11 protein-coding genes and 1 tRNA gene are annotated in these 14,045 nt (G+C 67.6%); 2 read left to right on the top strand and 10 right to left on the bottom strand.

Going from position 1 to position 14,045, the window contains the following annotated elements:
• Positions 1-168: 168 nt before the first annotated feature.
• Together DEJ12_RS09930 and DEJ12_RS09925 are read right to left on the bottom strand one after the other, a co-directional pair.
• The gene (locus DEJ12_RS09930; protein ID WP_111029883.1) at positions 169-1,173 is read right to left on the bottom strand and encodes a sugar phosphate isomerase/epimerase; all 1,005 of its coding nucleotides are present in this window, start codon (positions 1,171-1,173) and stop codon (positions 169-171) included.
• The gene (locus DEJ12_RS09925; RefSeq protein WP_111029882.1) at positions 1,170-2,411 is read right to left on the bottom strand and encodes a Gfo/Idh/MocA family protein; all 1,242 of its coding nucleotides are present in this window, start codon (positions 2,409-2,411) and stop codon (positions 1,170-1,172) included. Before DEJ12_RS09925 ends, DEJ12_RS09930 begins: the two co-directional genes overlap by 4 nt.
• Before the next feature lie 116 nt (positions 2,412-2,527).
• Here DEJ12_RS09925 and DEJ12_RS09920 point away from each other — a divergent pair, with 116 nt between their 5' ends.
• Positions 2,528-3,532, top strand: coding sequence for a LacI family DNA-binding transcriptional regulator (locus DEJ12_RS09920; RefSeq protein ID WP_111029881.1), 1,005 nt, complete (start codon positions 2,528-2,530; stop codon positions 3,530-3,532).
• Between the two features lie 78 nt (positions 3,533-3,610).
• Here the strand turns inward: DEJ12_RS09920 and DEJ12_RS09915 are convergent, their stop codons facing one another.
• The gene (locus DEJ12_RS09915; RefSeq protein ID WP_071406491.1) at positions 3,611-4,060 is read right to left on the bottom strand and encodes a MarR family winged helix-turn-helix transcriptional regulator; all 450 of its coding nucleotides are present in this window, start codon (positions 4,058-4,060) and stop codon (positions 3,611-3,613) included.
• A gap of 127 nt (positions 4,061-4,187) precedes the next feature.
• On the opposite strand from DEJ12_RS09915, the gene DEJ12_RS09910 reads away from it, so the two are divergent.
• Entirely contained in the window at positions 4,188-5,378 is a 1,191-nt protein-coding gene (locus DEJ12_RS09910; RefSeq protein ID WP_111029880.1) for an MFS transporter, read from the top strand.
• A 295-nt stretch (positions 5,379-5,673) separates the two neighbouring features.
• Here DEJ12_RS09910 and DEJ12_RS09905 read toward each other — a convergent pair whose 3' ends face one another.
• The 7 genes from DEJ12_RS09905 to DEJ12_RS09875 all read right to left on the bottom strand — a co-directional run bounded on the left by DEJ12_RS09905 (position 5,674) and on the right by DEJ12_RS09875 (position 14,002).
• A complete protein-coding gene (locus DEJ12_RS09905) occupies positions 5,674-6,840 on the bottom strand; it encodes a hypothetical protein (RefSeq protein WP_111029879.1) in 1,167 nt (388 codons plus the stop codon).
• A 232-nt stretch (positions 6,841-7,072) separates the two neighbouring features.
• Positions 7,073-8,209 carry an AAA family ATPase gene (locus DEJ12_RS09900; protein WP_181433056.1) on the bottom strand — a complete coding sequence of 379 codons (1,137 nt, stop codon included), beginning with the start codon at positions 8,207-8,209 and terminating at the stop codon, positions 7,073-7,075.
• Between the two features lie 29 nt (positions 8,210-8,238).
• A complete protein-coding gene (locus DEJ12_RS09895; RefSeq protein ID WP_146245558.1) occupies positions 8,239-8,979 on the bottom strand; it encodes a hypothetical protein in 741 nt (246 codons plus the stop codon).
• Positions 8,933-10,261, bottom strand: a complete 1,329-nt coding sequence (locus DEJ12_RS09890) for a DNA adenine methylase (RefSeq protein WP_258370522.1) — start codon at positions 10,259-10,261, stop codon at positions 8,933-8,935. The genes DEJ12_RS09895 and DEJ12_RS09890 overlap by 47 nt, the downstream gene beginning before the upstream one ends.
• Positions 10,258-11,541, bottom strand: a complete 1,284-nt coding sequence (locus DEJ12_RS09885; RefSeq protein ID WP_111029875.1) for a hypothetical protein — start codon at positions 11,539-11,541, stop codon at positions 10,258-10,260. The genes DEJ12_RS09890 and DEJ12_RS09885 overlap by 4 nt, the downstream gene beginning before the upstream one ends.
• Positions 11,542-12,097: 556 nt before the next feature.
• Positions 12,098-12,187: transfer RNA gene (locus DEJ12_RS09880), tRNA-Ser, on the bottom strand.
• Positions 12,188-12,700: 513 nt separating this feature from the next.
• Entirely contained in the window at positions 12,701-14,002 is a 1,302-nt protein-coding gene (locus DEJ12_RS09875; protein ID WP_258370521.1) for an LCP family protein, read from the bottom strand.
• Positions 14,003-14,045: the final 43 nt, after the last annotated feature.

Raw genomic sequence — 14,045 nt, 5'->3', positions numbered from 1 at the left:
CCGGTGACAGCACCCGGTACGGGTGCACGGACTGGTCGTTCCGCGCACCGGTGGCCGATCCGCGTGTGGTGGGGCCGGGAGGCACGGCCCGCCACTTGCGGGTCCGTCACCCGGTTCGCGGAACGGTTCACGGGCCTCCAGGCAGTGACCGGGTCGGCTGACGGACCGTCAGGACCGGGGCGCCAGCGCCGCGTCCGCGGCGCGCAGCACGCGCGCGGCGACCGCGACCCCTTCTTCGCGCCCGAGCTCGGTGTCCTCGTGCTCGATGTTCACCCACATGTCCGGGTCGATCGCACGCAGGGCCTCGAGGAACGTCGTCCAGTACGCCTCGTCGTGGCCCTTGCCGAGCGCGACGAAGTCCCACGCCGACGGTTTCGGCCACTCGTTCGCCCACTCGTCGCCGCCGAGGTTCGTCCGTGATTCGTCCGGCGACAACCGGCGGAACGAGTTGTCGAGCACCCCGTTGATCGCGGCGTGCGGGTTGATCCGGACGTCCTTCGCGGCGGCGTGGAACACGAGCGGCCCGAGGTCGTGGGCGACCGCCACCGGGTCCATCTGCTGCCAGAACAGGTGCGAGGCGTCGAGCTCCACCCCGACGTTGGTCAGCCCGCCGCGCTCGACGAGCTCCCGGATCGACGCCGGGTTGAACACGAGGTTCTGCGGGTGCAGCTCGAGTGCGACCTGCACACCGTGCTCCCGGGCCAGGGCGTCGATCTCCTGCCAGAACGGCACCGCGACGCTCCACTGGTGCTCGAGGACGTCGAGCGCAGCCGAGTTCCAGGCGTTCACGATCCAGTTCGGCCGCGTCCCGCCCGGCTCCCCCGCCGGCAGTCCGGACATCGTGACGACGCGGTCCTGCCCGAGGCGGGCCGCCAGGCGGATGCTGCGCCGGACGTCCTCGGCGTGCGCGGGACCGATCGCCGGGTCGGGGTGCAGCGGGTTGCCGTTGCAGTTGAGCCCGGCGATCTCGACGCCGGTCCCCGCGAACTGCGCGAGGAACGCGTCACGCGCCCCGTCGTCCTGCAGGATCGCGTCGATGTCGGGCACGTGCACCGGGGGCAGGAACCCGCCGGTGTTCAGCTCGATGCCGGCGAGCCCGTTGTCCGCGATGACCCGGAGTGCGTCGGCGAGGGGCCGGTCGTGCAGGATCGCGTTGTAGAGACCGAGTTTCATGCGCGGACACCACCCTCCGTGGTCGGGACGACAGCGTCGGCAACGTCGACGGACGTGCCCCCTGCCGCGGCGGACCGTGCCACCGCGTCGAGGACCTCCATGTTGTGCACGCCGTCGTCGAACGTGGCGTTCGCGGGCAGAGCGTCGGGCACGGCGCCGGACAGCCCCGCGATCTCGTCGAGGAACGCCCGGGCCTGGTACTCGAACATCTGGTTCTGCCCCCAGCCGACGCCCGGGGCGTCCATCGCCATGCCGCCCGCGACGTAGGGGTGGTCCGGGCCGAGCACGACCTGTCGGTACCCACCCGTGCGCGAGCCGTCGGACTGCAGCGCGAGGCCGATCTCGGAGGCGCGCTCCTGGTCCCAGCGGGCGGCGCCGCGCTCGCAGAACACCTCGATCACGAGGCCGTTCGGGTGCCCGGCCGCGACGCGGGAGGCCTCGAGCGACCCGACGACCGTGCCGTCGCCGAACCGTGCGCTGAACGTGGCGTAGTCGTCGTTGCCGACGGCCGCGGTCTCTCCGGTGAGCGGGACGGCCTGCCCCCGCAGCGCGTGACCGGCCGCCACGGGGCGCTCGGTGATCGACGTGGTGAACGTCCCACCGCTGACGCTCCGGACCGGGCCGGCCAGGAACTCGGCGACGTAGGACAGGTGCGAGCCGACGTCGGCGAGCGCACCGGACCCGGGCTCCCCTGCGAAGCGCCACGAGAACGGGACGTCAGGCGAGGCGCCGTAGTCGGTCCAGTACCGGCCGGAGACGTGCAGGACCCGGCCGAGCGTGCCGTCCTCGACGAGCTCCTTGATGGCGGCGAGACCGGGAGCCCGGCGGTAGGTGAACCCGATGCGACCGAGCACCCCGCGCTGCGCGGCCTCGGCAGCGGTGGACGCCATCGCGCGTGCGTCGTCGAGCGAGTCGGACAGCGGCTTCTCGCAGAGCACGTGCTTGCCGGCGGCGAGCAGCCCCTCGACGATCTCGCGGTGCAGGGTGTTCGCGACGACGACGCTCACCACGTCAATGTCGTCCGCCGCCGCGATGGCCCGCCAGTCGGTGTCGTGCCGCTCGTAGCCGAAGCGCCGTGCGGCCTCGGCGGCGACGGGCTCGTAGACGTCGCCGACCGAGACGAGCCGGACCGGCGGCAGCGTCGCGGTGAAGAGGGAGGGTGCGTTCCGCCACGCAGCCATGTGGGCCTTGCCCGCCATGCCCGCGCCGATGACGGCGACGCCGATGCTGTCGCTCATGTTCTCTCCTTCGAGAAGGTCGCTGGATCCCGATTCTGGAACGTTCCAGAACGTGTCGGTAGACTGTAGCCGCACCAGCCCATGTCCTGTCAAGCACCGTGCCGGAAAGGCTCAGCGTGACCCCTCGCCCGCCGACGATCATCGACGTCGCCGCACGCGCAGGCGTCTCGAAGTCCCTGGTGTCGATGGTGCTGCGCGACGATCCCGGGGTCTCCCCGGCCCGCCGCTCCGCGGTGCTCGCCGCCGTCGCGGAGCTCGGCTACCGCCCGAACCGCGCCGCCGCCATCCTCGCCGGCACCCGGACCCGCACCATCGGGGTCATCGTCGACGACTTCCGGAACCCCTGGTACGTCCCGATGCTCGACGGCATCCGCGAGGCCCTCGCCCCGCACGGCCTCCGCCTCACCCTCGCCGACACCCGCGCCAACGCCCACCTCGACTCGTCCCCGTTCGACGACCTGGTCTCCCTGCGGGTCGACGGCGTGGTGCTCGCCGCCGAGGGCTTCCCCGACGTCGTCGTCCCCACCGACACCCCGGTCGTGGTCGCCGGCGCGCGCGAGGACGTCCCCGGCGGACTCGACGTGGTCGCCTCCGACGAAGCCGCCGGCGGACGGTTGGCAGCGGATCACCTGATCGGCCTGGGTCACCGCCGCATCGCCCACGTCACCGGCTCGGGAGGCCCGGCTGCGCTCCGCCGCGACGCCACCGTCGCGCAGCTGGTCGCGTCCGGCATCGAACCCCTGGTCTACGGCTCCGGCCCGACCTCGGAGACGACCGGCTACGAGGGCATGCGGCTCGCCCTGCGGGAGCACCCCGACCTGACCGCGGTGTTCGCCGCGAACGACGTCATGGCGATGGGCGCGATCGCCGCCGTGCAGGAAGCCGGACTCCGCGTGCCGCAGGACGTCTCGGTGATCGGCAACGACGAGACCCCGCTCGCCGCCTCCCCCTTGCTGCGCCTGACGACGGTCGACCCGCACAACGACGAGGTCGGGCGCCTGGCGGCTGCGCGGTTGGTCGAGCGGATCGGCGCAATTTCGGGAACGCCGGCGGATCCCATCCGGACACTCGTGCCGCCGACGCTCGTCCTGCGGTCGACGACGGGGCCGCCGCGCGCCTGAGTGGTGACCGCCCCGGGGCCGACGCCGGCGGGGCGGAGGTGCGCCGGGCCTCCAGGCCGGGTGCGAGGTGACCCGAGGTCAGACGCGCGCACCCTCGAGCCGGTCGACGGACTCAGCCAGGTCGGCGAGCTCGGGGACCTCGTGCGCCTCGGCGAGGGCGCCCTCGAGCGCCTCGGCGTGGATCGGTGTCGCACGCTCGAGCAGGACCTGCCCGGCGTGCGTGAGCTCCGTGTAGAGCCCGCGACGGTCGTCGGCGCACAGGACACGGGTCAGCAGGGCACGCTCCTCGAGCCGGTTCACCAGCCGGGTGGTCGCACTGGGGCTGAGGGCGGCCGCGCGGGCGAGCTGCTGCATGCGCATGTGGAAGCCGTCCTGGCGGCGCAGGGCATCGAGCACCGTGAACTCCACGACGGACAGGTCGACCTGCCGGAGGGCCCGCTCCAGGCGCGTCTCGATCAGGCCGTGCAGCGCCGCCAGGGTGCGCCAGCCGTGGGCGCGGACGGCGGTGGAGGTGTCGTCGACGGACATCGGGGCTCCTTCGGTCGATGCAGACGGCGACAGTTGCTTGCGCGGATACCCCGCGCGTGCAACTATCGATATCCCGCGTCTGCAACAACCAGCGTACGCGGCACAGCTGCACAACGGAAGGACATCCATGCCCGCGGGACTCATCGCCCTCGCACTCGGCGGATTCGGCATCGGCCTGACCGAGTTCGTCATCACCGGCCTGCTGCCCGAGGTGGCGGCCGACTACGGCGTCACCGAGACCACCGCCGGCTGGCTCGTCACCGGGTACGCCCTGGCGGTCATCGTCGGGGCCCTCGGGCTCACCGCCGCGACCACGCGACTCCCCCGCAAGCCCGTCCTGCTCGGGCTGCTCGTGCTGTTCATCGTCGGCAACACCCTGTCCGCGATCGCCCCGACCTACGGCGTGATGATGACCGGCCGTGTCATCGCCGCCCTGTGCCACGGAGCGTTCTTCGGCATCGGCTCGGTCGTCGCCGCGAACATGGTCGAGCGGTCCAAGCGCGCCTCGGCCGTCGCACTGATGTTCGCCGGGCTCACCGCGTCGAACGTGCTCGGCGTGCCGTTCGGCACCTTCCTCGGCCAGGCCGCCGGCTGGCGTGCGACGTTCTGGGCGATCGCGGCCATCGGCGTCGTCGCCCTGATCGGCGTGCTCGCCCTCGTCCCCGCGGTCCGCTCCACCGAGGTCCCGTCGCTCTCCCGCGAGCTCGGCGCCTTCCGGTCCGGTCAGGTCTGGCTGTCACTCGGCATGACCGTGCTCGGCTACGGCGGGATGTTCGGCGCCTTCACCTACATCGCGTACACGCTGACCTCGGTGTCCGGGTTCCCGTCGTCGGCGGTGCCGTGGCTGCTCATCGTGTTCGGCACCGGGCTGTTCGTCGGCAACTTCGCCGGCGGCAAGCTCGCGGCCCGCTCGATCGACCGCACGTTGCTCGTGGTGCTCGTCGTGCTGACCGTGGTGCTCGCGGTGTTCGCCCTCGTCGCAACCTCGCCGGTGCTCACCGTGATCGCCCTCGTGTTGATGGGGGCGTTCGGGTTCGCGACCGTCCCGGCCCTGCAGACGCGGGTGATGCAGTACGCCGACCACGCACCGACCCTGGCGAGCGGGGCGAACATCGCCGCGTTCAACCTCGGCAACGCACTCGGGGCCTGGATCGGTGGTCTGACGATCGCCGCCGGCCTCGGGTACACGTCGCCGATCTGGGCGGGGTCGGGCATCACCCTGGTGGCCGTCGTACTGACGCTCGTGGCCATGGGCGCGGTGCGTCGGGGGCGCGCGGGGGTGCGGACCACGACGACGGGGAGCATCGCGACCGTCTGACGCGGGCGCTTCGGGGGCCAGGAACGACGAAAGCCCGGTCCGATCGGACCGGGCTTTCGTGCTGCAGATTCAGGGGTACGGGGCTGATCATTACCTGCGACCAGTCGGCCACCGGACGCAGAAGCCGAGCAAGAAGCTCGGTACCGCCACATGAGGAAGTTGAGACGGCGTACACGGGCGGACAACACTTAGGAGCTGCCTCGGCCGTGGCCCGGCGCCAGATAGCACCACTAGTCGGGACCGAACTGGCCGCTCAGCATTCCTGCGCCGTGGAGTGACATCGCTACCGCTGTGCTCAGGCCGCGGGTTCGTCGCCCTCGCGGAGTGACTCGTTCGGCCCGTCCTCCTGTGGTGGTGTTGGATCGAGGATGAGGCGAAGCACTTCCTCCCAGTCATCGTGGCTCGCTTCGGCGCGCTCTGGGTCCAGAGCGATGGACAGAAGTTGTCCCCCGTGCTCCGCAGCCGTATACCCGACTGCGCCAAGACCTTGCGGCTGAGGGGCGTAGTAGAGGATCCCGCCCCGGCCCTCACCATCGAACTTGAAGTTGTTGAAGTACCCGAGAATCTTGTACAGCTCTTCCGTCGGTTCGCTGTCTGCCCGCTGGCGGAGCTTCGGATCGAGGAAGACCATTCTTGACCTGCCACTCGCCGAAACCATCACCGTGATGTCCGGCCGGCCGCTGATTCTTCTTCCGGAGCCACGCCAACGCGGGGTGATCGCCCGATCCATCGTTTGCGGTTCCCTCTGGAAGAACAGGTCTATGCGTGTTGAGCCGCTCTGCCACGTGGCGACCGGAGCGTTTACACCGACGAGGAGTCGTGATTCATCAGCCACTGGTCCGAGTCTGGCGGTCATCTTGTCCTTCAAGATGCTCAGGCACCATATCTCGAAGAGCGTTGTGTCGAAAGAATTGTCGTAAAAGTCCCAATCCAGCTCGCCCGGATCTACCGCGGGCCTGCCGTCGAGCCCGCGGGACACCCAATCCACAATCCGTTCGTATGGCTCGGAATTGCCGACATGCCCGGCCACGAGGCGCCGACGCACTACGTCAGCCAGGGCGCCGATGCGACCGCGTCGGAGGGAGTCCAGTGCGGCAGACGTGCAGTCCTCGAATTGCGACGTGCGAAGGAAGTGCTCCAGCTCGCGCGCCAGCCGCGACGCTCGCCTCCGGTCCGGCGCCGACATCGGAAGGTTCCGCGCCAACGGCGCCCGCAGCTCGCGGAGCACCTGGAGAACGGCTGCGGTGACCAGCACGTTCTCCGGTGTCGTGAGGTGGCGCCGAACACTGATCACCGGGAACCGCGGGACCGCGTGGGTGCGTCCTAGCGACGCGATGAACGCCCTGCTGTCCAGTCGACCACGTAGAGCGCCGACCTGCTCCTCGCGGACCAGCCCGTATCGAAAGTTCGGCCGCCGCAGGACGGATCGCGCGATCTCAACGATGCGTGGTGCGGACGCCATCGCGACTCGAAGACGAAGCGCGTTTAGTAGTTCCTGGTGCGCAGTGTCGTAGCGACCGGCGTTCAGACCACCCTGACGGTCAAACTGCTGGTCGCCGCTTTGCCGGAAGTAAGTAGCGACCAGTGGCAAGGCTGCGCTGACAGCGGTGCGGCGTCCCTCGACCGAAAAGTGCCCGGCCGCCGCCCGACTTGCCGATGGAAGCTCTCGGTGGGAATCAGGAAGTGGTCCCACGTCAGAACGTTGATGTCGTATTGAGCAGGTGCTTCACGGCCTTCTCGCTCGTCTTGAGTTGACGGCCCTGCATCCAGCTGCCGAGCGAGTTGAGCGCCGGCTCGTTCAGGGCACCGGCCTGGGGAACGATCAGGTCTGCGATTGCTTCATCAAGGTCCTCCGACGCGATGGGCTGCAACGGGTCCTGCAACGGGACGAGGACTGTGCGCCATACGCTGAGGATCTGCGCCGTACCGAGTGGCCATGACACGTCGGGGGAATTTCGAGCGAAGGCCAGGAGGTCGCGAAGCATCGTTGCGACGGACTGCTGCGCGGCAAGAACCGCCGCCGCGTCCCGGGGAGGTGTCTGCCGTTGCTGCGAAACCCAGGCCAGTGCCTGCTTCAGTGCGGATTCGACCTCGTTCTGTTGATCTACAGGTTCCGTTGAAACGCTCAATGTTACGAACTGGAAGCGGCGCGTCAGCCCTTGGCTGAGGGTGTTGACGTACGACGTGTCGACGTCGTTCATCGTGCCGATGATGCGGAACCGAGACGGCAACCAGAGTTCTCGTCTACCGGGGCGCTCGAACCACAGTTCTAACGGAGAATCGAGAAGGTGGTCCGTCGTCACTGAGGAGAGAACCGTATACAGCGATCCGATCGCTTTGTCGATGTCGGCGCGATTCAGCTCATCGACGAGAAGCCATGTTGCTTGCAACTGCGCCGGATTCGCTCCACCGCTGGTACGGGCCACCCGCCGCGCACATTCCAGTGCGGCTTCAGCGACCGCACCGAGCACCGGTTCGAGGCCGCCTTCAGGTGCGGGCCGAAGGCCGCCGACCACGTCGTAGGTGCTCCACTCGGCCGTCGCGGTCGTGGTGCGAAGGTCCGCCTCCAACGCCTTGGCGAGGATACGAACGAACGTCGTCTTGCCGGTGCCGGGCGGCCCCTGAATGACGACGTGACCGGAGAGCACAGCCGTGACTGATCGGCGGATGAACCGGTCGGCGTCCTTAATGACGAGGCCAGCCGCGTTCACCTCTCGGGTGACGGTTTGAACCAGGTCATCGAACTGCGCCGGTCGGAATGGTTCGTCAACCTGATCCTTTGTCCATGCATAGGTGGGTTCGGCGGGCTGCCAGCCGACGCTGCGTGCCATGCGTTCCTCGGTATCTGTAAGTGGAGTAGTCAAGGCCGCCTCCATGCGACGATCTGCTGCGGCACCGCGTCGTCGCTGGACGCGGCGAGGCGATACAGCTCCATCGCCTTACAGAAGTTCGCGCGCTGGTTCGATCGCTGGGACGCAACCCTGCTTATTAGGACGCCGAGGTGCGGCGCTAGTTCGTCGTCACTGTCCGCGAGCTGCTGCCACTCCGCCTCGGTGCCGATCTTGCCGTCGTTGAGGACGGTGATCACTTTGAATGCGTTGTAGCCACTGTCGCTGGTCTTGTCGAGGTACGAGGAGGTGAAGAGGTGCCAGCGGTCCTGCAGCCAGTAAGCTGCGGATTGCAACGCCGTGCGTCGTGTCCACGCTGCGAACATGTCGACATACTGACCGATGCCGTGCTCGATACCGACGCGGAGGAGGACACCACAACGGGCGATCTCGTGTTCGGCATCAGCTGCGGCGACGCCGAGATCCCTCCACTGTTTCCGCACCTCTGCACCGAACGGCGTGATCGCAGCAGCGGTCGACGACCCGGTGGCTAGCTGCGTGGCTCGGATGTCGCCGATAGCCTGCGTTGGGTCATTCCCACCGACCACCCCTTGCGTCGCGATCTCCTCGAGACGCTCGACCATGACCTTGGTGTTCCGCAAGGAGCTGGCGAACGGGTCGAGAAGCGCGCCTTGGGGCACCTTCCCGGTCGTCGGGTAGGCCCACTTAACCCACGGCTTGAACTCTGTTATGAATGCTTCCCCCGGTGTCATGGTCCTCATCATGCCGTATCCGGGCGGTGAAGATGAGCTCGTCGATCGTGCGAGCCGTGTACCCGCCGTAGCTTGCGTAGTTGCGACGGGAGATCTCATGCACCTCGAGGCTGTCGGGCTCGAACCCGTCGCCCGTCAGCAGACGGGTGAGCATCTCGCGACCGGTGTCGTTGGGGCCGCTGTCGAACTCGGTCCAGTGGTTCTTGCCGGTGAAGTAGCTGATCATCACCGTCTCGCACTCCGCGCGCTCGATCAGCCGCGCCATGTCGCCGATGAACTGGCTCGGTTTGCAGAACGTCGAGGTGAAGTCGTCATCGGGGTTCTGTCCACGAACGAACTTGAGGTTCCCGAAGTACCCGTCGAGATCCTCGATCTCCGCGTAGCGGCTGAGTACGTTGGGCATGAAGTAGTACGCCGAGTACTGCCGGAAGTTGTAAGGAGGGTCGAGGTAGAGCACCTTGTGTGGGGCGACCTCGGCCATGAACTCAAGTGAGTCATGTTCCCGGCCCGCGCGGTGCCCACCGACCCCACCGAGGCTGTCGTCGAGTGCTGGCGGTTCCAGCCGGATTGATCCCAGAGCGCGGGAATCCCACCGGTTGCGGGGGAAGTCGTGGTAGGTCCCTTGGGTGTTCGACACCTTCTCGACCGCGCGCAGGAGCACGGCCAGGACAAGGTTGTACGTGTGCGCGTCGAGCAGAGACTCAGCTTGCCAGGCACGCAATTGGTTGAGCACGAGGTCGATGCGCTGCGCGTTCGCGGGGCTGAAGAATCGTCTCCGGCCGGTTGCGCCGCGGGAGCTGGTGAACGCTGAGAATCGACCCGCTTCGGAGTAGGCGTCAAATATGTCACTGCGCCTGAACTGGGCCGAGAGTTGCTCATACTCGATACGGTTGAGGTGCTCGAGCAAGGTCACGAACAGAGTAAAGTCTGCCCGCCACGCCTCGTTTTCTAGGAAGGCGTAGCCCCTCGAGCCACGAAGTGCGGCCACCGTCGCGGCTGCGGCCCGCTCCAATTCGGCACGGTAAGGCTGCTCTGGCAACAGTGCATCGACAAACGGAACAGGCGGGGCGTCCCGCAGGAGATACGCCTCGGCAAGGACGGAGGAGAACAGATTCACGTCGTTCGCCGTGACCTGATAGCCAGCACGCTTGAGCCCCAGCGATACCGACAGACTGCCAGAGAACATGTCAGCAACATGGTCCCCAGGGTTTGCGTGCTGTGCCACAACGTCGAGCAGCGGCGTCATGATGGACTGCTTGTTACCCAGGTATCGATTGATCAATGAGTCTCCGCGACGATGAGTACTTCGGGGTCACTGCGATGAGCGTTCGCGCTCCGAGCACTGTTGAACTGGCGGTAGTTGAGGTCGAGGCTCTCGACGTGGACACTGGGAAAAACTTCCCGCAGCAGACTCAGCAAGTCGGTCATCTCGATCGACCGAGGGTTGCCGGTCGATTTCGCGTCGCTTCCGGAGTAGCTCAGCACCAATCTCGCGCCAGCGTCGTAGGTAACTTCGGCGAGATGCCGGAACGCACGAGGTGCCTGCACGCGGGAGCAATACGGTGACTTGTACCGCTCCGCCGGGTAGATCCCTCGGGTCACTTGCCCATTTCTCACCTGCAGGTCGGCAGGCACTCCTTCCACGAGCACGTCCAGCACGTGGTAGAAGCGAGAGTATTGCTGAGCCGTGTATGGCGGATCAGCGTAGACTGTCTTGACATTCTGACTGCGAAGATCCTCGCTTGTGCGATGTTCAGCCAGCCCGACGCTCGCTTCATGGCCCTCCCCACCGGGTCGGGCCGTGGGATAGATCGTCCGAATGGCTTCGTAGGTTTCGCTGAGCACATCGACGCGCCGGTCAACCACGATGCGCCGTTCGTGGAATGCCTGACTCTTCCGCGCATGCACGAGCAGAGGCTGCGCGAAGTGCTTCCCAGCAGAAAACACAGCTTTCGACGCCGCACTACAGATAGCCGTCAGAATGACCGCTCGCTGCCAGGAATCGATGCGTTCGTCCCTAGTCAGCTCGTCGACAAGACCTCGTAGCCGCTCCAACTCCAACGCCTGCCGAAGCCCGAAATAAGTGCCCGCGTAAGTCGAACTCAGCAACCCCGATGGGGCTGTCCCTACAGGTGAGCCAAACCGAGTCTTCCACCGCTGCGGTAGGCCTCGCCCATGGGCGAGCAGAGCATCACCGTTGCCGCTCACGAGGGCCGCGTCCTCATCGCTGACCGCGGATTCCCACGGACCGAAATCACCCTCGAAGGACTTCGAGAGTAGACCGATCAAGTCGGCCGCATTGTGGTCGGCTTCGCTACGACCAACCCCAAGCAGCGCTTCCGCATACGTGGAGCTGCTTATCAGCGCGTCGTTGGCGACCAAACGCATTCCAGACGCGGCGAGTCGCTGAGCGACCACGCTAGACCCGGTAAACGGTTCCCAGACGGTCTCTCCGACGACACTGCCAGCGACGATCACGCGTTCGATCGGATCAAGCGACCGCAGTTTGCTTCCCAGGTACTGAACGGGCCGGAAAACCGCCGGCACGGAAGTCAACGTCATGCCGCTCCCCACTCAAGCATCGACCATGCAAACGGACCCTGGTCCGGCATCTGGCGGGTCCCCGCCCGTTCGACGCCGGAGCTAGACGTATGACGAAGACGCCCCTCAGCTGCGCACCGAGCGCCATGGCGTGGGTCGCACGCCACGAAGCTCGTCGCCTCCGAAGCGGTCATACCGGCCACCTTCCGCAACACCCGTCCGATCGGGCTGATGTAAATCGTACGGCCCATCCGGTCGCCGCTTGTCTCGCCACTACGCACTCGTGTGAACCACCGTGCACGCACCCTACGTTGCACTGCCGACACAACTAACGGCGCCTTGCGGCGTACAGCAACCCCCTTGCGATCTGCCTCGAGGCGCTCAACGGGCACAGCACCCCTGCGACCGCCGAGGGCCTCAGTAGGAGTGCAATCGGGAGCCAGGCTCCCTACAGCCGAAGACGAATCTCTCACAGGCGACGCAGCACTCGACTCTTCCCCAACTGATCTACGGACCGTCGCGGAAAATGGATCGAAGCGTGAAAGGAAGGCCCACGAACACGTGGGCCTTCCCACTGCGGAGACGGAGGGATTTGAACCCTCGGTCCCCTCAAAGGGGACTCCACCTTAGCAGGGTGGTGCACTCGGCCGGACTATGCGACGTCTCCAAGCACTCTTGCGAGCGCTGCGACCACCATACAGGAGGACCGCGCCACTCTCGACCCGACGCACGCCCGCGCGTGGCTCGACCCGTCGCGCTCGGTCCCCCGAAGTGGGGACACGGCGGGCTTGTCGGGGCGTACCCCACTGCATACCATCATCGGGACGCGGCAATCACGTTCCGGGCTCGTCCCCGTCGTCGCGACACAGCACCCGACGTCGTTCCCCGTGCGGGCCCGGCGCGCCCGATCGCGTGGCGCCCGGCGGGGAGCGACTTCCCCTGGGGGCGCGGCCCACCACCGCGCCCCCGTTTCTGCGTTCGGGGGCGCGTGCACTGCTGACGTCCCGGTGCACGCACGCACGGCCACGGTCGGGCCCACGAAAGCGACACTGCGCCGCCGAGCTCGGCCGTCACAGGTGCCAGGGCGACAGAGTGCCGCGGATGTTCGGCGGCAGTCTGTCGCTTTCACGGAAGGGGGCAGGGGCGGGAGGCGGCAAGCAAGCGACCGTCCGCCCGCGCCTCAGTACCCGAACGCCTTGGAGCAGGTCTGCTGGTCGGCGGACTGACCCTCGAGCCCGTCGATGGTCTCGGGCATCGCCGAGGGGGTGCGCGGCGCAGCGGACGACGGCGCTGCCGGTGTCGCGGGGGTCGCGGGCTCCGGCGCAGCGGCCGGCGACGACGGTGCAGCGGTCGGCTGCTGCGGACTCGGCTGCGTCGGGTTCGTCTTCGTCGGGTTCGTCTCGGACCCGATCCCCGTGCTGTCCGCCCCGAGGGAGAACGACTGGTCGGCCTTGATCTTCGCGAACAGCCGGTCGGCCAGGTACGTGGTCGGCTCGACCTTGCCCTCGTAGACACCGGTGCCGCCCGTGGTGCCCGGGTACTGCACGAAGTTCACCTGCGCCAGCGGCAGGTCGCGCAGCGCCAGGCCCATCTGCACCATCGTCCCGATGTCGTTCAGGCTCTGGGACAGCTGCATGTTCGACGCCGCCGCCCGGGCCAGCTTGTACAGGCGGGCCGGCGAACCGAGGGTGTCGTTCGACTTCACGGTGCGGAGCAGCGACGACAGGAACACCTGCTGGCTCGAGATCCGGCCGAGGTCCGACCCGTCGCCGACCCCGTGCCGGGTGCGCAGGAACGCCAGGGCCTCGTCGCCCTGCAGGGTCGAGGTGCCGGCGGGCAGGTTCAGCCCGGTGTACGAGTCGGTGATCGGCTGGGCGACGCAGACCGGCACGCCGCCGATCGCGTTCGACATCTCGATGACGCCCTTGAAGGACACCGCGGCCGAGTACTGGATGTCGAGCCCGGTCAGGCCGGCGACCGTCTGGGTGACGCAGTTCAGGCCACCCTCGCCGAACGAGGTGTTGATCGGCTGCGCCGCCATCGCCGGAGCCGTGCCCGTGCCGTCGGTCTTCTTGCAGGCCGGGATCGGCGTGACGAGGTCGCGCGGGATGCTCACCGCGGTCGCGTTGGTGTGGTCGGCCGAGACGTGCAGCAGGATGTTGACGTCGTTGAGGGTCGCATCGCGCTCCCCGAAGGCAGCACTCTGCTCGGGGTCGTTGTCGGTGCCGACGACGAGCATGTTGAACCCGCCCTTGAAGGCGCTGATCGGCTTCGCGCCGCCCTTCGCCTGCGGTGCGGGCTGGCCCTGGATCTCGACGCCGTCACCGAGGTCGTCCGTGACCTGCTTCGCCGCGATCGCCGTGACCGAGACCGAACTCACCAGGGCCACCGCGACGACGGCGGAGACCGTCTTGGCAGCGGTCGCGAAGGGGCTCGAGCGCCGCAGACGTCCGTGCCGTGCGATCCCGGACGCTCGGTTCAAGCGGTGGGATCGATCGCGGACGTCGTTCACGGGCACTCCTGTC

The organism is Curtobacterium sp. MCLR17_059, assembly GCF_003234665.1.
Classification (GTDB): domain Bacteria; phylum Actinomycetota; class Actinomycetes; order Actinomycetales; family Microbacteriaceae; genus Curtobacterium; species Curtobacterium flaccumfaciens.
The sequence above is the reverse complement of the archived record's forward strand: the minus strand, read 5'-3'. Positions and strand labels throughout refer to the sequence as shown.